Source organism: Natrinema pallidum, assembly GCF_005890195.1.
Classification (GTDB): domain Archaea; phylum Halobacteriota; class Halobacteria; order Halobacteriales; family Natrialbaceae; genus Natrinema; species Natrinema pallidum.
In genome coordinates, this window is record NZ_CP040637.1 from 2,446,938 (window position 1) to 2,470,701 (window position 23,764).

The 23,764-nt window shown below is 59.4% G+C and carries 17 protein-coding genes; 12 read left to right on the top strand and 5 right to left on the bottom strand.

From position 1 onward, the window contains the following. Positions 1-52 precede the first annotated feature (52 nt). A complete protein-coding gene (gene cobN, locus FGF80_RS12170; RefSeq protein ID WP_138654270.1) occupies positions 53-4,006 on the bottom strand; it encodes a cobaltochelatase subunit CobN in 3,954 nt (1,317 codons plus the stop codon). 34 nt (positions 4,007-4,040) lie between these two features. On the opposite strand from cobN, the gene FGF80_RS12175 reads away from it, so the two are divergent. The 7 genes from FGF80_RS12175 to FGF80_RS12210 all read left to right on the top strand — a co-directional run bounded on the left by FGF80_RS12175 (position 4,041) and on the right by FGF80_RS12210 (position 14,070). Then, positions 4,041-6,275, top strand: coding sequence for a VWA domain-containing protein (locus FGF80_RS12175; protein ID WP_138654272.1), 2,235 nt, complete (start codon positions 4,041-4,043; stop codon positions 6,273-6,275). 65 nt (positions 6,276-6,340) lie between these two features. Further along, complete coding sequence (locus tag FGF80_RS12180; RefSeq protein ID WP_138654274.1) at positions 6,341-7,924, top strand: uracil-xanthine permease family protein; 1,584 nt, start codon at positions 6,341-6,343, stop codon at positions 7,922-7,924. Between the two features lie 99 nt (positions 7,925-8,023). Continuing rightward, positions 8,024-8,851 carry an alpha/beta fold hydrolase gene (locus tag FGF80_RS12185; RefSeq protein ID WP_138654276.1) on the top strand — a complete coding sequence of 276 codons (828 nt, stop codon included), beginning with the start codon at positions 8,024-8,026 and terminating at the stop codon, positions 8,849-8,851. 210 nt (positions 8,852-9,061) lie between these two features. After that, entirely contained in the window at positions 9,062-9,709 is a 648-nt protein-coding gene (locus FGF80_RS12190) for a MaoC family dehydratase (protein ID WP_138654278.1), read from the top strand. A gap of 794 nt (positions 9,710-10,503) precedes the next feature. After that, positions 10,504-11,517 carry a tyrosine-type recombinase/integrase gene (locus FGF80_RS12200; protein WP_138654280.1) on the top strand — a complete coding sequence of 338 codons (1,014 nt, stop codon included), beginning with the start codon at positions 10,504-10,506 and terminating at the stop codon, positions 11,515-11,517. Between the two features lie 214 nt (positions 11,518-11,731). After that, positions 11,732-13,237, top strand: a complete 1,506-nt coding sequence (locus FGF80_RS12205; RefSeq protein ID WP_138654282.1) for a ParB N-terminal domain-containing protein — start codon at positions 11,732-11,734, stop codon at positions 13,235-13,237. After that, the gene (locus tag FGF80_RS12210; RefSeq protein WP_138654284.1) at positions 13,237-14,070 is read left to right on the top strand and encodes an HNH endonuclease; all 834 of its coding nucleotides are present in this window, start codon (positions 13,237-13,239) and stop codon (positions 14,068-14,070) included. The genes FGF80_RS12205 and FGF80_RS12210 overlap by 1 nt, the downstream gene beginning before the upstream one ends. Positions 14,071-14,072: 2 nt before the next feature. Here the strand turns inward: FGF80_RS12210 and FGF80_RS12215 are convergent, their stop codons facing one another. The 3 genes from FGF80_RS12215 to FGF80_RS12225 all read right to left on the bottom strand — a co-directional run bounded on the left by FGF80_RS12215 (position 14,073) and on the right by FGF80_RS12225 (position 16,157). Beyond that, the gene (locus FGF80_RS12215; protein ID WP_138654286.1) at positions 14,073-15,218 is read right to left on the bottom strand and encodes a tyrosine-type recombinase/integrase; all 1,146 of its coding nucleotides are present in this window, start codon (positions 15,216-15,218) and stop codon (positions 14,073-14,075) included. Positions 15,219-15,478: 260 nt separating this feature from the next. After that, entirely contained in the window at positions 15,479-15,685 is a 207-nt protein-coding gene (locus FGF80_RS19415; protein ID WP_202978775.1) for a hypothetical protein, read from the bottom strand. Then, positions 15,675-16,157 (bottom strand): hypothetical protein, encoded by a 483-nt coding sequence (locus FGF80_RS12225; RefSeq protein ID WP_202978776.1) that lies wholly within the window; start codon positions 16,155-16,157, stop codon positions 15,675-15,677. Before FGF80_RS12225 ends, FGF80_RS19415 begins: the two co-directional genes overlap by 11 nt. Positions 16,158-16,519: 362 nt before the next feature. Between FGF80_RS12225 and FGF80_RS19935 the strand changes: the two genes are divergently transcribed. Then, the gene (locus FGF80_RS19935; RefSeq protein WP_394348253.1) at positions 16,520-16,717 is read left to right on the top strand and encodes an ADP-ribosylglycohydrolase family protein; all 198 of its coding nucleotides are present in this window, start codon (positions 16,520-16,522) and stop codon (positions 16,715-16,717) included. Positions 16,718-16,921: 204 nt separating this feature from the next. Here the strand turns inward: FGF80_RS19935 and csa3 are convergent, their stop codons facing one another. After that, a complete protein-coding gene (gene csa3, locus FGF80_RS12235) occupies positions 16,922-17,581 on the bottom strand; it encodes a CRISPR-associated CARF protein Csa3 (protein WP_138654290.1) in 660 nt (219 codons plus the stop codon). Between the two features lie 439 nt (positions 17,582-18,020). On the opposite strand from csa3, the gene FGF80_RS12240 reads away from it, so the two are divergent. The 4 genes from FGF80_RS12240 to FGF80_RS12255 are packed head-to-tail and all read left to right on the top strand — an operon-like array spanning position 18,021 to position 23,764. Then, positions 18,021-18,887, top strand: a complete 867-nt coding sequence (locus FGF80_RS12240; RefSeq protein WP_138654292.1) for a hypothetical protein — start codon at positions 18,021-18,023, stop codon at positions 18,885-18,887. Next, the gene (locus FGF80_RS12245; RefSeq protein WP_138654294.1) at positions 18,884-19,810 is read left to right on the top strand and encodes a hypothetical protein; all 927 of its coding nucleotides are present in this window, start codon (positions 18,884-18,886) and stop codon (positions 19,808-19,810) included. The genes FGF80_RS12240 and FGF80_RS12245 overlap by 4 nt, the downstream gene beginning before the upstream one ends. Continuing rightward, a complete protein-coding gene (locus FGF80_RS12250) occupies positions 19,807-22,932 on the top strand; it encodes a hypothetical protein (protein WP_138654296.1) in 3,126 nt (1,041 codons plus the stop codon). The genes FGF80_RS12245 and FGF80_RS12250 overlap by 4 nt, the downstream gene beginning before the upstream one ends. Position 22,933: 1 nt before the next feature. Then, on the top strand, positions 22,934-23,764 hold the full coding sequence (locus FGF80_RS12255) for a hypothetical protein (RefSeq protein WP_138654298.1): 831 nt from the start codon (positions 22,934-22,936) through the stop codon (positions 23,762-23,764).

Consider the following 23,764-nt stretch of genomic DNA (forward strand, 5'->3'; position numbering starts at 1 on the left):
ACACTCCGGGCTCCGACTATCGATCGTCGGGCGAACCCGTTCGCTCCCGTCGTCAGTCATCGGTCGATACCTCCGTACCGACGGCCTCATTGGTCGTCCGCGCCTCGAGGTCACCCTCGACCGCGAGGTTCAGATCGCGCAGTTGGTCGACCGTCTGGTCGTCGGCGTCCCAGAGGTCCCGCTCGATCGCCTCGAGTAAGGTGTCCGTGATCGACTCGAGCGCCCACGGGTTCACGTCGCGCATCCAGTCCTGTCGGTCCTCGTCGAAGGCGAACTTCTCGGCGACCTCCGCCCAGAGCGTATCCGAGACGACGCCGGTGGTCGCGTCCCAGCCCAGCGTCACGTCGACCGTCGTCGAGAGGTCGCCCGCACCCTTGTAGCCGTGGTCCTCCATGGACTCGAGCCAGTCGGGATTCAACACGCGCGAGCGCATGGCCTTGCGGACCTTCTCCTCGTTCGTGTAGACGTCGACGTTGTCCGGGTCGGAAGAGTCGCCGACGTAGGAGGCGGGCTCCGCGCCCGAAATCTCGCTCACGGCGGAGATGAAGCCGCCGTGGAAGGCGTACCAGTCCGAGGAGTCGAACTCGTCCTGTTCCATCGTGTCCTCGATCTTCACCGTCGCGTCGACGGACGAGAGGCGACGCTCGAAGGCGTCGTGGGCGTCGGAGACGCGCCCTCTCGAGCCCATCGCGTAGCCGCCCCACTGGACGTAGACATCGGCGAGGTCGGCGCGGTCGTCCCAGTTGCCCTCGTCGACCGCCTTGTTCGTCCCGGCACCGTAGCCGCCGGGCCGGGTCGTGAAGACGCGGTGTTTGGCCGCTTTGCGGGCGTCCGATTCGTCGAGACCATCTTCCGCCTCGAGTTCCGCCTGCTCTTCCTCGACGTGCTTTTTGACGTAATTCATTTCGTGGGGCTCGTCGAGGTCGACGACGGCGTCGACGGCGTCGTGGATGACCCCCGCCGCGGCCGGGAAGGCGTCACGGAACAGACCCGAGACACGGGTCGTCACGTCGATGCGGGGCCGGTCGAGGTCCTCGAGCGGGATCGGCTCGACGTCGTCGATCCGGCCGGCGTCTGTCCACTGCGGTTCGACGCCCATCATGGCAAGCACCTGCGCGATCGTCTCGCCGCGAGTGCGGACGGTCGGGGTCCCCCACGCGACGACGCCGATCTCCTCGGGGTACTCGCCGTTCTCGTCGTGGTGGCGCTCGAGGACCCCCTCCGCCACTTCGCTCCCGACCTGCCAGGCGGCCTTCGCCGGCACCTTGCGCGGGTCGAGCGTGTAGAAGTTCCGCGCGGTCGGCAGTAGATCGACGCCGCCGCGGGTCGGCGCGCCGGAGCCGCCCGGGGGCACGTACTCGCCCGAGAGGGCGTCGGCGGTGCGGGGAATCTCGTCTTCGGCCCCCTGCACGCGCGGCTGGGCTTCCTCGCAGATGTACGCGAGTGCCTCCCGCAGGTCGTTGTGCGCACCGGATTTCGCGCGCCCGTCGCCGATCGTCTCGAGGTCGACGACGAGGAGGTTCATATTCACCTCGTCGTCGGGGCCGGCCTCACGCTCCGAGACCGGAATGTCGAAGTCGTGTTCGGCGAGCGTCTCGATCAGGGCGACGCTGGTCTCGTAGACCTCGTCGGCGGCCTCGGCGTAAGTCATCCCGAGGGCGTCGTCGTACTCGCCGGGCGCGTTCAGCATTTTCTCGTAGTCGACGCCCAGGACGCCGGCCACGCTCTCGCGCAGGCTCGGCGCGCCGGGGTTCTCGAGTCGCGTCAGCGCGACGAGGTACTCCACGAGGCGCTCGTCGGCCGGCGGCTCGGACATGGTGTGGAGTCCGAGCCGGATCTGGGTCGTCTTGACATCAGTGAGGTACTCGTGGACGCGTTCGACGAGCTCATCGATGTCGACCTCGTCGCCGTCAACGTCGCCCTCCGCAGGTGTCGAGCCCGCCTCGTCGGGGCCGCGGACATCGGCTTTCTCGTCGATAGAGCCCGTGATCCCCAGCTCGACGGCGAGATCGAGTTCGTCGACTTTTTCGCGGATGAGGGCTTCGAGGTGCTGGCCGTCGTCGGCGCGGGCGTCCTCCATCCCGGCCTCGCGGTATTGATTCGCCAACTCCTCGAGTTCCGAGAGTTCGTCGTAGGTGCCGGCCGATCGCATGACCGGCGTCAGATAGTCGACGATAGCAGCGTAGGAGCGGCGCTTGGCCTGGGTCCCCTCGCCGGGGTTGTTGACGATGTAGGGGTAGACGTTCGGGATGTCGTCTATCAATTGATCGGGCGCGCTCTCGCCGTCGAGCCCGACGGTCTTGCCGGGGAGCCACTCGAGGCTGCCGTGGGTGCCCAGATGGACCACGGCGTCGCTCTCGAACGTATTGCGCAGCCAGCCGTAGAACGCATAGTAGTCGTGTGGCGGCTGCAGGTTCGAGTCGTGGTAGACCTTCGAGGGGTCCATCCCGAACCCGCGCGGCGGCTGGACGGTGACGAGCACGTTACCGAACTCGACGCCCGGGATCGCGAACGGGCGGTCGGGGACCTCGCCCCACTCCTCGATGATGTTCTCCTGAAAGCGCTCGTCGGTGTCGGCGAACCACTCCGCGTAGGTGTCCGGCGAGACCACGTCGACGGCGAGGTCGCGGACGTCTTCCGGCGCGACCCAGCGGTCCTCGAGCGTGAGCTGGGCGGTCAGTTTCTCGACGAGGGACTGTCCGCTGTCCGGCATGTCGTCGTCTCGCGGGTCGCTCTGCTCCCCGCTCGACGTTTCCGAGGCGCTTCGCGCCTCGCCGCCCAGATCGTAGCCGCGAGCCTCGAGTTCCGCGAGCAGGTTGACCGTCGATTCGGGCGAATCGAGTCCGAACGCCGTCCCGATGCCGTCGTCGCTGGGCGGGTAGTTGTGGAGGACGACGGCGATCTGCTTGTCCTCGTTCGGCGTGTGTCGGAGTTCGGCCCAGTTGACCGCCAGCCGGGTCGCGTGGTCGATGCGGTCTTCGATCGGGAAGTGGTGTTTCGGCGCGGAGCCGATGCCGGCCTCGTCGTCGGTGCGTTCCTTGCCCGAGATCGGGTGCGTAATCACGTTGCCGTCGAACTCCGGCAGCGCGACCGAGAGCGCGAGTTCGAAGCCCATCACGCCCGTGTCGCTGGACTCGTACCGGGAACGCGAGCGCATCGTGGTAACCGTCTGGAGGACCGGCACGCCGAGCCGATCGAGAAAGACATCCTCCGCGGAACTGCCTTCGTCGTCGGCGCTGCGGCCGCGCTCGTCCATCGAGAGGGAGAACATAAAGGAAGAGAGTACGGCGTCGACGTCCGGCCGGCCTGCGTCGTCGAGCAGCCAGTTGTCGGTGACCCACTCGGCGTCCTCCTGCTCGTCGGTGTCCGTGGCCGGATTACAGAAGATCGGCAGGGCGTTGGCCCCCTGTTCCTCGAGCGCCCGGACCTGTGCGTCGACGTACCGGGTGTTCTCGTGGGTCCAGTGGGACTCGTAGAACCAGACCGCGACCGTCGGCTTGTCGGGGTCGTGGGTCTCGAGCAGGTCCTCGTACTCGATGCCCGGATGATCGGGGTGGTAAACGCCCTCCGTGGGGAGTTCGGTTGGCTCATCGTATTCGATATCGCGGCCCTCGTACTCCGCAGCGAGAAACCGACACAGGTTCGCGACGTTGATCGTGCCACCCTTTTCGAGGTAGTCGTAGACCCGGTCCCGGTGGGCGTCCGCGACCGTCGTATCTTCGAACGCGAAGGCGTCGCCGGTCGCCTTGACGATCAGCGGGACGCCCGCCTCGGCGAGCGCACCCGTCGCGTAGTCGTAGCCCGGCATGCTGTCTTCGGCCCCGTGCAGCCAGAAGATCGCCGCCGCGGCGTCGTGCAATTCCTCGACGAACTCCTCGACGTCGGCCTCGTCCTCGAGGTCGCTCTCCGAGCGGACGACCAGTTCGACGTCCTCGAGTCGCTGGGCGGCCCGGCCGATCGAGCCGAGTTCGTTCTCCGTCGCAGTATAGATCCCGATCCGTGTCATCGTACTTTTAAACCTCTGTTGTATTAGCTCAAGCATGGTTGTAAACGCCGGGGGCAAAAAGCTATCGTCACTCCCTTTTCCGGCGATCGTCGGACAGAACGAGCTAAAGCGCGTGCTGCTCGCCGTCGCGGCCAACGACGGTCTCGACGGGGCTCTGATCGTCGGCGAGAAAGGGACCGCGAAGTCGACCGCGGTTCGGGCGCTCGTTGATCTCCTGCCCGACCAGCGGGCCGTGGCGGACTGTCCGTACGGCTGTTCACCCGACGACCCCGACCTGCAGTGTGCCGACTGCCGCGAACGTGATCCCGCGGACCTGCCGGTCGAGACGCGACCGGTCCCGCTCGTCACGCTTCCGCTCGGGGCGACCCGGGACCGCGTCGTCGGCACCCTCTCGGTCGAGGACGCGCTGGCCGGCGAGGCCGACTTCGATCCCGGCCTGCTGGCCCGCGCCCATCGGGGCATTCTCTACGTCGACGAGGTCAACCTGCTCGATGACCACCTCGTGGACGTCATCCTCGACGCCGCCGCAAGCGGCGTCAACACCGTCGAGCGCGACGGGATCAGCGTCTCCCATCCGGCCGAGTTCACCCTGATCGGAACGATGAATCCGGAGGAGGGTGACCTGCGCCCGCAACTGCGGGACCGCTTCGCCCTCCAGGCCAGCGTCGAGGGCTGCCGGGAGATCGACGACCGCGTCGAGATCATCGACCGCGCGCTCGAGGCCGACGGCGGCACCGAACCGGGCCCGGACCGGGAGTACGCCGACGCAGTGGAGACCCTCCGAAACGATCTGGCAGCGGCTCGGGACCGCCTCTCGAGCGTCGACCTCCCACCCGACTTCAAGGCCGAGATCGCCGAACTCTGTCTCGAGGCCGGCGTCGACGGCCACCGCGGCGACGTGGCGACGGCTCGAACCGCGATGACGCTGGCCGCGCTCGAGGGCCGCGAGACGGTCATCGAGTCCGACGTCCACGAGGCGGCGACTTACGCCCTCCCCCATCGCCTCCGGAGTACGCCCTTCGAGGACGAACCCGATCTCGACGACCTGCTCGAGGATCGGTTCGACGAGGAGTCGCCGGACGAGGCCGACGGGGAAGAGAAGGGTGACGCGGACGACGGTGACAGCGCGGAGGGAACGGACGGCGAGGACGGCGACGCCGAGTCCGATCCGGGCGACGGTGCCGACCGCGGTGATCGCGACGAGGGAAACGGGCACGGGGGAGACGACGGCCCGGACGGTGAGGACTCGAGCGACGGTGCGGGTCCCGATGGCGACGGGGACAGCGCCGGCACTGACCGCGGTCCCGAGCACCGCCCCGACGACGGTGACCGCCCCGACTCGGTGGACCAGTCGCCCGCCGAAGCCGGCGACGGCGGGTCGGATGACGGCTCGAGCGACGGGGAATCGGATTCGGAGGCGTCGCCCGATGACGAGGTCGAGGAAACCGCCCAGCCGCTCGTGCCGGGCCAGCGGCGGGCCGGCATCGGCGAAGCACGGGCTCCTGACCTCGAGTCGCCGACCGTCGACGGCGACACGGCGACCGCGACCGGAACGCGTGCGAGTTCCTCGCCGAGCACGGCCAACCGGGGCGCTCGCGTGCGCACCGAACCCGCCTCGGGCGAGGGCTCGATCGACGCCGCGGCGTCGGTCCGGTCGGCCGCCGCCCGCGGGGCGTCCCGCGTCGGCGAGGACGATCTCCGGCAGTCGGTCCGGACCGGCGACACCTCGGTGACGATCGTCTTCGCCGTCGACGCCAGCGCCTCGATGCGGCCGGCGATGCGCACCGCGAAAGGGGTCGTGCTCGAACTCCTGCGGGACAGCTACGAACACCGCGATCAGGTCTCGTTCGTCGCGTTCGCCGGCGAGGACGCCGACGTCTTGCTCCCGCCGACCGACAGCGTCTCGCTGGCGGCTCGGCACCTCAAGGACCTCCCCTCCGGCGACCGCACGCCGCTGCCGACCGGCCTCGAGACCTCGCGCCGCGTGCTCGAGCGCGCCGATACCGACGCCTCGGTCGTCGTCCTCGTCACCGACGGCCGGGCGAACGTCGCCGACGGGAGCCCCACCGAGGCGACCCGGACTGCGGCTCGAGCGCTGGCGTCCAGCGATACTCGAGTCGTCGTCGTCGACGCTGGCGACGATTCCCGGGCCGGCCTCTCGGAACTGGTTGCGACCGAAACCGACGGCGAACTCGTCGATCTCGCCTCGCTGTCGGTCGAGACCGTTCGGGCCGCCGCCGAGACCGCCGCGGACGAGACCCGACGGTAGGCGGGACTGCCAGGGACGGACCAACACCCCTTTGAACACCCTCCGCCGTTATCCGACGAGAATCGATGACGGGGGACGAGCCAGTCGCCGACGGGGCCGTCGGCGACGATATCGAGTATGGAATCGACGAGCAGCCGCCGCTCGGCGAATCGATCGTGCTGGGTATCCAGCACTATCTGACGATGGTGGGTGCGAACATCGCGGTACCGTTGATCCTGGCGAGTGCCATGGGAATGACGGACTATCCCGGCGTGACCGCGCGGTTCATCGGAACGTTCTTCGTCGTCTCCGGGATCGCGACGCTGGCGCAGACGACGTTCGGCAACCGGTATCCGATCGTCCAGGGCGCGCCGTTCTCGATGCTCGCACCCGCGCTTGCGATCGTCGGCGTCGTTACCGCCGGCGGCGTCTCCGGGGGCGCGGGCTGGGAAGCCGCATTGCTGCAGTTACAGGGAGCGATCATCGTCGCTGCGGTCGTCGAGGTCGCAATGGGATACTTCGGGCTGGTCGGGAAACTCCGACGGTTCCTCTCGCCGGTCGTCATCGCCCCGACGATCGCACTGATCGGGCTGTCGCTGTTCAGCGCACCGCAGATCACGACACCCGATCAGAGCTGGTGGCTGCTCGGCCTCACGCTCGGCCTCATCCTGCTGTTCTCGCAGTATCTCGACGTCAAACACAGGGCGTTCCGTCTGTATCCGGTCATTCTGGCGCTAGTCATCGCCTGGGTCGTCGCAGCGGCGCTCTCGGTCGCCGGCGTCATCGGGGGGAGCCATCCCGGCTTCGTCGACCTCGAGCAGGTCGCGGACACGCGACTGCTGTTGCCGATCTACCCCTTCCAGTGGGGCGTTCCGCAGGTGACGACCGCCTTCGTCATCGGGATGTTCGCCGGCGTGCTGGCCTCGATCGTCGAGAGCATCGGCGACTACTACGCGGTGGCCAACATCACTGGCTCGGGCGCGCCGAGCGGGAAACGGATCAACCACGGCATCGGCATGGAGGGGTTGATGAACATCTTCGCCGGCGTGATGGGAACCGGCGGTTCGACCTCCTACTCCGAGAACATCGGCGCGATCGGCCTGACCGGCGTCGCCTCGCGGTACGTCGTCCAGATCGGGGCCGTCGTCATGCTGTTCGTCGGCTTTATCGGCTACTTCGGCCAACTGATCGCGACGATCCCGGACCCGATCGTCGGCGGCCTCTTCATCGCCATGTTCGGCCAGATCGTCGCCGTCGGGGTCTCGAACCTGCGCCACGTCGATCTGGACTCTTCGCGCAACACGTTCGTCATCGGCTTTGCCCTCTTCGTCGGGCTGGCTATTCCGGCGTACATGGGCAACTTCGAGAGCACGCTCGCGTTCCGCGAGGCCGTCGGGCTCGAGGCGACGGTCGACTCGCTGGTCGGCACGGGCGGATCGAGTGCGATCTGGATCGAAGCCGCCGCACAGGCCGTCGTCGACACCGTCTTCATCATCGGCTCGACCGGCATGGCCGTCGGCGGCCTCGCCGCGCTCGTACTCGACAACACGATCCCCGGCTCCCGAGAGGAACGCGGGCTCGCGGAGTGGGACCGGCTCACCGAGGACGAGACCGATTTCGACTCGTTTTGGGACCGCTGGGTGCGGACCGAGACGGGTACCGAAGACTGACCGCGTCGCCGCTCGCGCGACCCCGATATTCTTTTGGCACCCTCGCAACACGTCGAACGCAACCCGGTATTGTAAGAGCGCGCGCGTTCCAGAGGGCGTATGGCGGAACTCGAACTCGCGGACGGGACCATCTGGTACGAGACGAGCGGCGACGGCCCGCCGCTGGTGTTCGTCCACGGCGGCTGGATGAACGGCCGGGCCTGGGACCCCCAGGTCGAACGCTTCGCCGACGACTACCGCGTCGTCACGCTCGACGTTCGGGGCCACGGCGAGACCGGCAGCACCGACCCGGACGAGTATTCGATCGGCCTCTTCACCGACGATCTCGAGGCCCTGCTGTCGGCGCTCGACCTCGAGCGGCCGACCCTCTGTGGCCTCTCGCTGGGCTCGATGGTCGTCCAGGAGTATCTGGACCGCCACCCGGACGATACGGCGGGCGCGATCCTCGGCGGCGCAGTGCGGTCGATGCCACCGATCGAGTTGCCGGCGGGACTGAAGTCGTTCTGGTCGCCGCTGCCGGCGCTGTCCATGTCGCTGTCGGTCTCGGGCTCGAAAGGGACGTTCCGGTCGATGCTGTCCTCGATTCAGGCGACGACCGGCCAGCGGTGGCTGGCAGTCGATCCCGCGGTCAGAGCCGAGGCGATCGAAGCGGTCGGCGACATCCCGTCGACCGAATTCCGGAAGATCTTCGACGCGCTCTATCGGTACGACCCGCCGGCGCTGACCGGTGTCGAAACGCCGACGCTCGTTGTTCACGGCGAACAGGAAGCGCCGCTGGTCAAGCGACAGGGCCGGCAGATCGCCGCGGCGGTCGCCGACGGCGACCAGCGGGAACTCGCCGGCTCCGGCCATCTCGTCAATCAGGACCGGCCGCTGGCGTTCAACGCGATCGCGGCCGACTTCCTCGACCGGCTCCCCGCGGCCTAGCTCCGGTCGCGCCGCCGCGAGGGAACGCTGCCCGGCGTTACGGGACGGCTCGGATCGGCCTCCTCGGGTGTTCGACGCCGAATCAGTCACCGCTCGAGAGAGCTCCCGTTGGTCGCCCAACATGCTTTGGCGACACGCCAAAGACGGGGACCGTACTAGCTGTACGCGGAATCGACCCCCGTCGATCGGGACGGTCCCAGATTCACACCTATGAGCAGCCAATGTCCGGACACCGACAGCGCCACCGCCACGCCAGCGGCCGAACAGTGGACCAGCATCTCGAAACACGTCGTCAATAGCTATCTCGAGGCGAACAACGCGCTCCTCGCCGCGATGGGGTTCAGTTCCGCGGGGATGGACGCGTCAGCGGCGGCCGAAACGACGACGCCGTCGCCGACCGCCGATGTCTCGTTCGGCGACGAAACCTGGGTCATGGAGCGCTCGACCGACGACTACGACTCGCTCGGCGTCGGCGACTACGTTCGGTTCAGCAAACTGATCGCGGATACCGACGTGACCGCGTTCGCACAGGTCTCCGGGGACACCAACCGACTCCACCTCGAATCGGACTTCGCCGAGGACACCCAGTTCGGCGGCCGGATCGCCCACGGCACGCTCGTCGCCGGAACGATCAGCGCTGCGCTGGCCCGACTCCCCGGCGTGACGGTCTACCTCTCCCAGACCCTCGAGTTTACGGGTCCGGTCCGAATCGGTGGGCGAGTCACGGCGGAGTGCGAGATCGTCGAGGACCTCGGTGGCGACCGCTATCGGTTGCATACGCGGGTCGTCGACGAGGCCGACGAGACGGTCATCGATGGCGAGGCAGTCGTCATCATCAACGAACTGCCCGAAACGTAATGTCAGGCGTTGGATCGCCGTTTCCCGGGGTTAGCGGCTGCGACACGCATTGCGTCCGGTCTCTCGAGATGTCCCGCGACCGCGGCGCTTCGGTTCCCGCCGCTCCCTCGTGTCCGGGAGGATCGCAGCCCTATTACCGCTACGTCCGGTGTCGGATCATGACCAACCGGCCGCCGTCCCGGCCAACCCCGTCATCGGCCCACAGACTCACGATATCGACCGCGAAACCGGCATCGTCGCCACGACTGAGCAACTGGCCGCGGCCATCGAGGACGCGCTGGGCTGTCGCCCCCGACGACGCCGTGCTCGAGTCCCTCCTGCTCGAACTCGACCGCCACGGCTACGTCGACTGGATGACCGTCACCCGAACCGGAGCCCACGTCTGGGACTGCTCCGAATCCGCCGACCGCATCGGCGCGGCCATCGCAACGGCCGTCGCCGATCGACTCGCGTCGTGCTCGAAAAAGTCGACTGCACGCCTAACAGCGTCTCGAGCGTCACGGCGACCACCCCTCGTTTGCGAAGGAAAACGCCCGACGTAACGGGTCCGCGAGTGGTTTCCGTCTTGTATCCGATTTAGACCCCTGATTTAGAACAGGCTGAAATGTCGGATAATGAGGTATACAGGACCGATATTGGCTGATTAAGATTAGTCCCGAAACGGGCGGGAACAGGATGGGCGCTACAGGCTCACAGGCACTCAGATGCCCGCAGAATTACTCTCGTTCGGTCTGACGAACGCGGGGAAATCGTGGTGCTCAGATCGACCCGTTATCGGTTCGCGACTCACGACTATGAGTCTCGAGCCAATCGATCCGGAGACAGCACTCGAGCTGTACCTCACGGACAAGGAAGCCGAACTCGCTGAGAGTTCGATTCAGTCGCACAGGTACCGCCTCAAGCACTTCCTGCGCTGGTGCGAGATGGAGGACATCGACAACCTCAACGACCTTACCGGTCGCAAACTTCAACAGTACCGCCTCTGGCGGCGCGACGACGGTGATCTCTCGGTTGCCAGCGAGAAGACCCAGATGGACACGCTGCGCGTGTTCATCCGCTGGGCCGAGTCGATCGACGCCGTCGAGCAGGACCTCTCGACGAAGGTCCGTTCGCCGTCAATGACGCCAGAGCAAAACACCCGCGACGAGATGCTTGAGACCGAAGAAGCCGAAGCGGTTCTCTCGTACCTTGCCAAGTACGACTACGCATCCCGTGAACACGTCACCGTCGCGCTGATGTGGCATACGATGATGCGTGTCAGCAGCGTCAACGCCCTCGACATCGACGACTACAATCCTGGCGAGCAGTACATCGAGGTCCACCATCGCCCAGAGACTGACACGCCAATCAAGAACAAGAAAGATGGTGAGCGCATGGTCGCGCTATCGGATGACATCTGCATGCTGATCGACGACTGGATCGAAGAGAAGCGTCCGAACGTGACCGACGACTTCGGGCGTGAACCGCTTGTCGCGACGAGGGAGGGTCGCGCGAACAAGACTACGCTCAGGAAGTACGTCTACCAAGCAACCCGGCCGTGCTTCCGTGGGGCAGAATGCCCCGAGGATCGGGACCCAGAAGAGTGTGAGGCTGCTGTCAACGACCAGGAGGCATTCAGGTGTCCTGCGAACGTCAACCCCCACGCCATCCGCAGAGGCAGCATCACGCACTCGCTCAACAGTGACCTTCCAGACAACGTTGTCAGCGATCGCGCGAACGTGAGCCCCGCAGTCATCGAACAACACTACGACCGGCGTACTGAGAAAGAGAAGATGGAACAGCGGCGGGACTATTTGGATCGACTCTGACCCCAGCATAACTTTACGCCCTCACTTTATTTCTGCTGTATAATAGCCGGATCCGTATCGGTGGGATCCACTGTAAGCTAATATAGTATTTGACAATATGATTGCGATGCTCGGAAACGAAGATTCGCTAGCAGTTGGCGGCTGAAGATTGCTTGAGTATCGTAATTTAGCAGACCCAAAGACCTTTATCGCTTTTCCTGCCAGTTAACCAATAATGCCAGACGACGATAGCGAAACCACGGAATATCACGGTCTGGACGTGGACCACCGAGAGAACGATGATGCACCAGACCTCTATGTCCTGACCTCTGGGGCCTCTGAGTTAACTGATTGGGCAGAAGTTCCCCGTTCTAACGCGGACTTCATGAATGGGTATCAAAGACAACTCAAGGAGCACAGATTAGAAGAGATTAAAGACTTTCTATCAACAGATATTAATATAATTCCTGGTGCTATTCTTGTAACTGTCAACGAAGAATACCTTGAAATAGAAGAGCAAGAGGGGGACAGAGTAGACATAACAATTTCTTCCCCACCGGAGCGAACAGTCAAAGAATTGCTCGAGGAGGCCTATGAGAATCTTTATCACCGACTTGAAGAGACTGGGCAGGAGTATGTAGATCAGGTGGGTGAGGATTATGAGCCCGATGCAGAGGATGGGGTTGATGAGGAAGACATGTCGGATGGAAACGGTGAGGATCCTGTTTCATACTTAGCAAGAAAAACTGGCGAACTTAAAAAGTCTCTAAATAATTGGGACCATATAGATCAGGATAAAAAAGACCTACTGGGTGAATATGCCGAGAGAGTACACAAACCAGGGTTAATTATCGATGGTCAACATAGAGTATTTGGGGCAAAAAAGTATCAAGAGGAAATTCGCTATCCGATAGTTCTCATCCCTGGTCTTGAAGAGAAAGAGCAGGTCTATCACTTTTATATAATTAATGACAAGGCAGAACCGATTTCTCAAGAAGAACTCCTGATTACAGTTGCGACTGCTCTTTCAGAGAAAGAGTCTAATGAACTAATGGATCGACTTCTTAGGGCGGGTGTAGATGTTGATAAGGCCCGTTATCCTTACATGGCCGATGTGGAAGAGCGATCTCCTTTCCACCAGATGATAAATTACGAAGAGAAGGTAGGTGAGCAAACAGGTGCTATTGATTTCAAAGATATGTATATGCTTATGAACCGATTTGTAGAGATGAAGGGAGGCCATGATGCCCTCTATGAAAACATAGAGGAGTGGGACGATGTGTCCTATAGAATAAACAAATTCTATACTTTCTGGTCTGCAATTAAGGACCACTATGATGATCTTTGGGAAGATGCAGAAGCAGCAAGAGAAGGAAGAGAAGATTTCGATGAGGAATATCCAGAACAATTCTTCCGGAAGGATCCTATGCGAGTCCTCCAAGAATATATTCTTGAAGAGTTGGCAGATAAGCAGGAAAATAGACAGGAGTTCTTAGATGAACTCGAAGAAGATGTTAGAGATTCTTTGTGGGAATACGTTTTGGAAGATGATGAGGTGTTTACTGAAGAGATACAAAATATAGTTGATGATATTCCTGAAAAATTCTACCGTGACAAGTGGAATACCGGTGGTCTAAGTACCAGCGAAAATCGACGGAACTTCCGAGAAGAATTAGAAAAGGCAGCAGATACTAATGAAAAAGGCCTCCCTCGACTGCGAATTTTCAATAAAGGGTTCTAATGTCAGGTGATGAGGTGTTCTCTCGTCTTCATGAGAAACTTGGAGGTGATCTCACTGACTATTCAGTAGATGATTTAGCTGCATTTGATCGCTATCTCTCTTTGACCGACCACCAAAGAGTAAGGGAGTCAGTCCTTCGAATAGCAGCACATCTGACACCAAGAGATGCTCTGGCGAAACATAATGGCGAAGCGCTAGTAAGTGGACAATTTGATGAAGAATATGAGCCTTATGAGATGATTATTGAATATTTGGAACAGGATTTTGATTTAGAGGATAACCTCGCAAAGAGTTTAGGGCAGAATTTGGGCCGACTTTGGGACGACTGGGATGAAAGTAGCAGAAGCATCTCGTATTCAGACACGATCAAGAAGAAACTTCTGAAAGATCAGTCAAATAGATGCGAGAATTGTAATGTAAGGATAGGAAATGAGAATAATTCAAAAGCCTTCGAGAATAGGGATGAGTACAAACCAATACATGAATATTCACAGAAGCAAACCGCACCAGAATTAGATCATATCGAGCCTCTCTCGCATTTTGGAGATAATTCCTTAGATAATTTCCAAGTATTGTGCAGATTTTGTAATCAAGGAAAAGGGAACAAGAAGAGTGTCGATATTGTTGACCAACTTGAATTAGCGACGTCCCCTATAGAAGATATTGATAGAGCACATCGTCGAAGAATATTCTTCGCTGTAACGGCGGACACAGAAGAATGCGCTCGGTGTGGGGATATGAGAAAGGAACTTACAATACGAAAGGAGAATCCCTTGGGATGCTATATAGTATCAAACCTTCAGCCAGTGTGTGTCGAATGTGTGTATGGCTGAATTCAGTACGGTCCGATACCTAACTTGAAGACGTTCTCACGGTAGATGTCCTCGATGTCGTCGTAGTACGTGTGGAGATACACGTCGATCGCTTCACCGTAGTCGACTGCTGCGTCGCCGATCGCGTCTCCGCGCATGTACTTTACTAGCTCTCGGTTGAGATCCTGGTCGATACGCCAGAAGCTGGAGAACCAGTGTCGTCCGAAGTGACTCGTCACTGCTTCGTGGTGCTCGGTTTCGGCGTACTCAGGATGGAACCCGGTCTTCCACGCCTCGTTGATCCTTTTCGGCCACAGTTGGTCGTGGCGCTGGTCGGAGAGGAACAGCCATGGCTCACCGTTGTCTGGTCGAATGAGCAGCCACTGGACTAGGAGTTGACGCATTTCGTCGTCCAGCGGTAGGACGCGCCCTCGTTTGGACTTGTTTCCATCCCGCTCGTCTGCGGGCGGGATGTAGATCGCATTTTCGTAGTCACGAATCTGGGGATGAGTTCCCAGTTCCGGATAGCTCTCCTTGATGTCTGGATGCTGGATGCTCACGTCTTTGAGCTTACTGTTGCAGACAGCTTCTGCTCGCATCCCGAGTTTGAGTTGCGTGCCGACAAAGCATCTGTCTCTGATGTACTTGATCGTCCTGACTCCCTCTTGCAGGTCTTCGAGGGGAACATTTGGATGATCTATGTCGGGTTCTTCACTCTTCCACTCCCGGAACGGGATCTTTTCACGAGCGGCCTCGATCGGGTTGAAGTCCTCACCGTGAGGAAACACCGATTCGCGCTGCCAATACTGATAGGCGGGGTTCAGCGAACGTAGGTGTGATTTGATAGTTCCGACATCATGGCCTCGATCGGTCCGCTGCGCTTCGGCGAAGCTCGTGATGTGGCCTGTGTTTGCACACGTGTAGTGCCGACCCTGCTGCCACATGTGCTCTTTGAACTGCCGGAAGATCCTGCGATAATCGTTCTCTCGACTCGTCGAGAGCCCTCGCGACTCCAAAACCTCCGTCATGTATACCTCCAGAGGGTCGACATCGAGGGTCTGAAACTGTTCTTCGTACTTCGCGAGCGGATCAGCTTCCAGGTCGAACGCGTCAGCGAACGCCTGGCGCTGTGCGTCGATACCGTCGTTGTTCCTGTTTTCATTACTCATGGGTGTTTCCTCGAACTGACTTTTGCGTCCCAAATTCGGCTAGCGGTACCGTACTCCACCGCAGCCATCAGGAACGGCTGGTAAACATGTGGATGATCAGTTCGTGCGAGCAGCCAGTTGTAGAACCGCTCTAAACGAACCCAGTAATGGTTGTACACCGTCCTGACGTTCCGTCGGTCCAGTAGTGATTTACACCACTGGTTGACGTCAGTAGGGGTCGCGAGTGCGTGGTGTCGACCACGATCGGCCACGTGTTCCTTTCAGAGCTGTCCCGCACGGCGAGTGTCCTGCTGGTACCGATCACTCGAATACTGCGGGAACAGATGGTCCTCGAGGAACGTCTCCCAGACGTCTTTGTCGCGATACGCAGCAGCGTGCTGGTTCAGGCGGTACCGCGAAGGTACCTCCTCGAGTCGCTTGTAGACGCCGAGGCGGTCTTTCGGATCCTCGGAGAGTTCACGCGGCATCTGCGACCTCCTCCCGTGGCTTCATCGTTGCAGGATAGTACCGATCACCGACGGTCTCTATCGAGTCGCCCTGCAACGCATCCAGATGCCCGTTTACTCGATCGGGAGCAGTGTCGATGATATGCTTCGTGACATCCTCGTATGTTGCTCCAGGGTGTTTCTCGACGTAGGTCCGGATCGTCTCGCGTTCCGTCCCATGGAGTTGATCCTCTAGCGTGTCGATGCGGTCTCGGGCGCGTTCGAGTTCGTCTTTTATATCGTTACGTTGCTCTCGCAGCTCACGATGAGATTCGTCCGGTTCAACGCGAGCATCGAACTTCTTCAGTCCAGCCTCCACCATCGCTTGAATGAATTCGCTGATGCTCATCCCGTACTCTTCCGCACGGTCTGTCCATCGATCGTACTGCTCTTCGGTCGGATATGCGGTAGCGGGTTGCGACTCAGACATCCTTCCGAGGTTCTGTACTGGCACGTGACGATCTCACTTCGGCAAATCGAAGTTGGTCGTTCTCTATCCAGTAATCGAGGGCGTAGACGCCGTCAAGATCGACTCCAAGCAGACGCAACTCGGCAGCACTCAGCATAATCGCGATACCGAGAGGATCGCCGTTCGCGTCTCGATTTACGGTTGCTTGCCGTTGGTCCGAGCCGTTTCCGATGGCCTGCACTTTAGACCAATCGTCTGGGTCGCCGTAGGGACTGTTCGTGCCCTTGTCACTAGGTGACCACTCTGGCCAAGCTACCTGTTCCTCCGTATCGCACCAGGTCCCAGACGAGCCGATTTCACTTCCCACAGCCTATTCCACCTCTATTCAGGGCGCATCGATGATCTCCATGCATGAGCAAGCGCTGTGTATCGCAAGTAGTCTTGCTGAGCAGGGAGTGTTCGGTCCAGCCGATGTCGCTGACCGGTTCGTCGCGTGGTTCAATTCTGGCCCATTCGACGTCGGCCAGATGACTGCAAAGGCACTTCGCGGTCTCGACCGCGGTGCGTTTTGTGAGGAGGCCGGTCAGTTTGGGGAGCAGCGCTGAGGGGGCGACACTGCAAACGGCAGCGTCATGCGGTGTCCACTACTTGCTATCGCGGTTGCAGTCGCTGGCGCTCGGTTCGGGATAGATTCTCTCCCGCTCTCTAGTTTAATTTTTATACTATTAAGAAATGAACAACTCGGCTGAACAGTTGTCGGACGTGTAGACAGTAGCAGTTGGTCCATTATCGAGAATATGGTATTACACCTAGTGTAGCCGATGATCTGATCCTCTACTACTCAGAAAAATTCGACCGCTGTCGGTCGGTTCTACGGTTTTCGTTCGGCCCTGTTTTGCAGTCGTGACAAACCCTTCTGATTCTAAACTATCGACGTGGCGAGCAACAGTGCTTTTCGATTTCTCAATCTCGGTAGCTATGTCGCTGATGGATAACGGTGTATCTAATTCTGTGAGATCCGCGAGCAACGTTGCTTCAGCATTGGAGATATTCCCCTGGAGGTTTAAACGAGGAATTCGTCGTACACTACTGTCAATATCACCGATTTGGAGGACGGTGTCGATGTGATTCTCGTTGGAGAACGTGGCAACCGTCAACGGAAGTAAAATTTCTCGCGCACCGCCACCGAGAATGACGATCGTTTCACCTTCCGCCGCCTGTATGAGGTCTGCGCAGAGAAGCGTCGTTTCTACAAAATCTGTATACGGAAGATGCTCTGATTCCAACTCGAGGTCTGGGACGACCTGCGTCAACACTTCTGCCACCTCTTCGAATGCGTCCTCGCTTTGGTCGGAACTATTCGTGGGTTGGAGGAGTACAACCCGATCCGATTCGTCTAATCCTTCGCTCAATACCGGTCGAACGACACGCCGACTATCGAACCCTAGTGGCGCGAGGTACGTCCTCATGCATGAGACACTAGGTCGAACCTCCGTTACTGTTCCGGAATAGTGCAACAGTCTCCACGATATTAGGATAGAAATGCGGTTCAGAGGCGTCTAACTCAGCAGTTCCCTGGACGGGCCTCTGAACTGTCCCAGATCAATGCAATCAATGGAGAACTATTTCATCGACGATAATTATTTTATGCCCGGCTATAAACTGGTGGTCGTTCGCACACTTCGTGCCGGGTGATGGCCACCACCGGCACAAAGAGAGGCATCCCTGTAATTATAATATATCCGACACATTTATGGTATCGGGAGCATGATTAGTTCACAGAAGCATTCATCACGAGCAGGCCGGAGAAGGTCTGTATCCCGTAGCTACGGCTATGGGGATGAATGTGAACGAACGGCGACAACCATCCCACACAGACGCCGCTAACAACCCAAGCATCCCAGAAGAATGACAGACCCACCCGACTCAGAGACGTCAGCACTCGCAGATTTCATCGGAACACGAGATTCGTTTCTCGTGGTTCGGGATTCACAACTCTCGAAGACTGGCTCACAGGCCCGCGCACAACTCAGGTCACTGCCGTTCCTCGCGCAGTTCGGTCTCCGGCACGTCGCCCACCCCGGCATCTACGATAACGGCCTGCGACTCGTCGAATACGACCTCGTGGCGAACGAGAACCTACGGGCGAACGGGGTGAGGGACGTCGAGTTTCCCTTAATTCACTACGTCAGCCAAGAGATGCTGACTGGCGAGTTACGGGATAGGGAGAGTACCTTCGACGATCAGGACGTTGTGCGGCGACTCCTTCGGGAGCGACCCGAGGGGATCCCGTATGTACTTGTCACCGACACCAGCACTCCCAGGATGCCCCGTCACACGCAGAAGCCCGGCAAGTCGTTTATCGACGAGTTCGAGTGCACTGTCACCGAGTATAAAGGGTTGCTGAAGCGCTATCTTCAGTACAATCTCCACTCGGACTTACCGCTCTCGTCGACGCAGAACCTGTACTTCCACCAAATTTCTGCTCATCACAAGCAGGCCGGTCTCAAAGCGAGTTCCATCCCAGACCTCTTCGACTACACAGAAATTCCAGCGGACAGCCCGGCGTGGGACCCGCTGTACTACCTGATTCGGGAGGATGTCGAACAGGTGCTTGAGGACTACTCTGAGCGCATTCGGGAGGCGCTTCGTTCATGGACCGAGTGGGGACCGACACAGGAGATCGCGAACAGCATGCTCGACGCACTTGAGCGGGTGGACTTCGAGGAAACCCGGCTCGACAACTATCGCTACCGCCACCAAGAGAACATATGAGCACGACATACACACCAGCTAACTCGAAGCCAGACCAGCTACTCACCGGGTACATCTCGGTGCGGGCGCCCGAGCTCAAACACATCTACAACGCCATCCAGGGTACCACCAGCGTCAACGAACTAACGAACAAGTTTGGGCGTCCGACCACGGAGGGACTCCAAACCGACCACGTGGAGGAGACGGTTCGATTCCTGAATGCGGTCGATCTGGTCGAAAGCCCGTCAGGTGACATCAGAAGCACTGTTGAACGAATCAATCAGGATCATTTCAGGGAGCTTCCATTCGAGGCTCGTCTACTGTATCACTGTATCCAGCAAGATGGACGGCAGACGCATTTTGCTGCCGTCTACCGCGCTCTACTGAGTGAAGGGAGTCGAACGGTGAGTGAAGGCCGGGACGACTTGAAAACCGTCCTGAAGCGTGAAACAGATTACAACTTTAGCTGGACTAAAAAGAAAATCGACATGTGGGTGACGCTGTGTGATCAATTGGGCCTGATAACGGAAACCGATCACGACCTCATCCTGAGTCCCTGCCGTGCTCTGCTCCATGACGCACTCGTACTCGCCCCAACTGAAGCCAACGAAGAGCCAGACTACAACACCGTCGAAGTCGAGAACGGCGAGTTCCGCCGCGTGCTCGACTGGATCAACGACAACCTGTTCGCCGTATACGAGGAGCGAGCAGGCACCCCCCACGTACACCCGGCCATCGCGGACGTCCTGCGCAACATGGAGAACGTCGGCGTGATCTCCCTGTCAAGTCCCGGCGATTCGCAGAACGCCGTGGAAATTCCGCCCGAAGACCTCGATGACGACGTTCGCGGAAACCGACGGGACGCGACACGCATCTCAATCCACTCACGGCCCGACGAAACAGCATACCAGTACCCCCTCACTCAGCACCTCACCCGACAATGAGCCAGAACGTTCAGAAACCCTCGACCGGCGGAGAGATGCCTCATCACTGGGACGACGATGAGGTCGATCACTTCATCACCTCGGAAGCCCACACGGCGAAGAAGACGCCAGAGCAGTTCAGGGAGACCCACGTCGACATCGACCGGATATACGCGGATACGCTGACTCCGTTAGGCATCTCTGGCGACTTCGTCACCCAAGAGGATGTCCTCAACTCTATCACAGCCTCTACTGTCGGAGGGCCTGATAGTGATGATGACCCCGATCCGAACCGCATCTTCATCGTCCGCGGCGAACCCGGCTCGGGGAAGAGCCAGCTCTGTGAGTGGACGAAGTACCAGATCAACGGCTACGGAGAGGACGACGAGGGCATCGAGGACTACGTGGCACTTCACGTATCCCGCAGTCAGACTCGGATGGACCAGATTATCGACGTCCTCACCGACCCGCTCGAGGTTGATCCTGATGTTCAGAACATCGATGACCTTGACCCGGACGACGCCGCGAGCGCCATCGTTGAGTACATGCGTGGCATCTGGTCGACCGACCACTTCACCGATCAGGAGGTCCGGGAACTCACCGAAAAGCGCGGCGATAAGAGCGACCTGCGCAGCATTTTCGCGAAGAACATTCAAGAGTACCAAGAGGCTCTCGAATCCCGCGACGAAAACCCCGATTTTAACCTCCTCACCCGTTCTGACTTCCGGGATTTCCGGCTCCAGATGAGCTTCAGCGGCAAGCTCACCGAAAACAAGGATCTACTCTACTCAGTCCTCAAGAACGAAGCCCACGAGTACCTCTCGCGCAACCTCGTGGGCGACTTCAAGGAACAACTCCAGGAATACTCGGAACTGTATCAGGAGAAGGGTATTCGGCCAGTCCTCATCTGTGAGGACCTCACGACGTTCAGCGTCCTGAAGGAGCAACTCCTCGACCATATCTTTGAGCTCAGTAGCAGTCACTACGACATCGTCCTCGGCTGGACGATCGGGTGGGAGCAGGACAACATCGACGACGCGATGACCCGCTCGGACGCGGCCACGTACATGAAAGGTCGCTCCGAGGGGTATTTGACGATGACCGACGAGAACGGCGAGGCCTACTTCTTAGACGACGACGCCTCTGTCGAGCTCACTCGCTCCTACCTCAACGCGATCAAGCGGCACTCTAGCGCAGACGCAGCACCGGGCAATGTCGAGGACGTCTTCGACGGATTGTACCCGTTCAACGAGCGGTTCGTCCACGTCGCCTACCGCCAGCTGAACGACGAGGGGAGTAACCGCAAGACGCCCCGGTTGCTCCTCCTGCGGGTCGTGAAACACTGCCTGAAATCGACGTTGCCCCCCTACGAGGCGATGAAGTCGAACTCGTTTGTCGATCGGCCAATGCTGGACATCGACTCCGAGTACCAGCAAGTACATCAGGACATCAGTCGCTGGTATGGAGTCTCTAAGAAGGGAGGTGTTGGTGTCCAAAAGGACATATTCGAGGCCTTCGACGTTTCGCCCCCGAGCGAGAATGTTGAGGAATCGGGCGACTATATCATCTTTGAGAAGGGCCAGTGGAGCGGACTCGAGAAGAAAATCAATCCGGACCTGGACGAACGAGAGGTGAAATCGGACGACGATACGGAAGACAGCGGAGAAGAAGATAGCGACGAAGCGCAGGAAGGTGATGAAAGAGAGGAATCGAAGGAAAGTGACGAAACAGAGGAAGAACAAGATTCGGGACCTGAACTCACCGAAGAGCAGCGGGAGAAGCGACGGAAGGTACAGGAATTCCAAGACTGGGTAACTAACGGCGAGGAGTATCCGAGCTCTGACACACTTCACGACGGAGCCGTCGAAACCCTCGAGCGCTGGCACGAGCCAACTCGCCTTGGGAACCCGAACGCGTCAACCCGTTACACAGGCGGTATCTACTACACCAGCGGTGACGAAATTCCGGTATCGATTCAGGGGGATCAACAGCGGCAGGCGAATATCGACATCGAACTCGAATGGGGGCCCGAGCACGCTGACCTCTACACCCCGATGCTCGAGTACGGACTCTTCGGTACGTTCGAACCCACTGACACCAACTTCGACCAGTTGCGAGCGTGGGCTGACACCAATGTTGCTCAGTTCAAACGGGAGATGCGCGAGGAGATCGAAGACGCACTCCCTCCCGAACTTGACATTGAGAAGACGCTGGTGTTAGCACAATTCTTCCTGATTAACGCCGCCGACGGGGTTGAGGAGGATGATCTGTCCACAGAGCTACTATTTAGAGAATACAATGCCAACTGTGACTACGAGAATCCGATTGGAGAACACTTTGATAAAAACAGTGCGTTCGTGCAAGCGTTCAATGGATTAGCTACCAAGAGTTCCGATGTTTCTGACCTAGTTGAGGGATTCTTCCTCCTGAAGGAAAAGGTCGTAGACTATAACCGTTTATCTGAGGCACGCCGAGAGGTCGCATCTAACTTCGAAGACTATGTCGACGCTGCGATGATGATTGATGGTGCTGAGCTACCAGCCGCCTACAAAGTTGGAACCACACGGAGGCAAGCAGGTACCTCACTTGGGACCTACAAGAAAAGTGACGATGAGAAAATCACTGGTCTTCTCGATAGAATATCAAACTACGCAGCTGAGATCCAGCGTCTCACCGCTGAGGAAGACGCTTCACACATTCAGGAAGCTCTTGGACCCGTCGAGACTTGGTACGACAGTAGTCATACAGTGAATGAGCTCGCTGGATGGTTCGAGACCCTACACAAGTGCGCCGGGGCGATGGACGTCCCAATAAAGTCGAGTTACGAAGATGCCTATGAAACGCTCACTGAGTCGCCTGAAAAGGTAAAACTCACGGCCTTTCAGGAGGACGTTGAGCGGTTCCAAAATATGGACGGTGCCGACGGTGTGACATTCATTGCACGCCTGCATGACTTCGCTCGCAGTCAATACGAACAAGCAGCCTGGGAAATCTACGAGGCCCTCGATTCCCTGATCAACGACCTTCAGGACCAGGAGCATTCGACCGGTGTTGACCTTGAACACAGGGTCAAGCAACTCAGTGAGTTCACCGAGTACGAACAGAAGCGGCAGGAAGTCACCGACATCACGGAGGACCTGTAAAATGTCCAGCACTCAGTCACTACCTACGGTCGTCAGGGCGCTCGAAGACAAGGCCAAGGAGCACAAGCAGGCGGAGAACACCCAGTTCCACGTCTCGGTGGCGCGGCACAACATTAGCGAGGTCAACGGGGAACTTGACGATCTCGTCGAAAGTCTCGAAGACCTACGGTACTATAAGACCGTACTCGAGCAGGCCTTCGACGGTTCTGCCCCGACGATGACCAGCAGTGCCGTACAGGCCGCTGAGAAGGCAGTCAAGACGACACAGGACGATCTGCTGGAGAATGTTCAGAGTGGCGAAGTGGGCGATGACGAAGCTGATCTCGACTCGGACGAGGACCAGAGCGATCTCGAGGTTCAGTTGACCTCCGAGGTCCAAAAGCAAATTCAGCAGATTCAGTCAGCGAAGCGGCAAGTCGATAACGTCAGAGAGACCATCGAGGGCGAACTTGAGACCGAGCAGGATGAGTGGAACGAGAAGGTCAACGCTGCCGAGGAACTCCAGAAGATTCTGGGGGGCCAGAATGGCGACTTCTCGCGCACGCTTAACCACATGCACAAGCTCCTAAACCGGAAGCTAATGAAGCCGACCGGCACAGGTTCAGCATTCGTGTCCAAGTGGGAAAACGCAGTCAGCAACTGGGAGGAACACCAGTCGCTCCAGAGCTTCGAGGATTTCCAAGAGAAACACGACCTCTCCGACTCGACTGTTGAGGACGTGAAGACGCTCAGCAAGTCTCAGCAACTCACGCTAGCTGACGTCTCCCTCGACTCTCTCGAGGAGATGAAGCGCGTCGACGAACTCGAATCGGCGGTCGAACTGAGTCTCTAA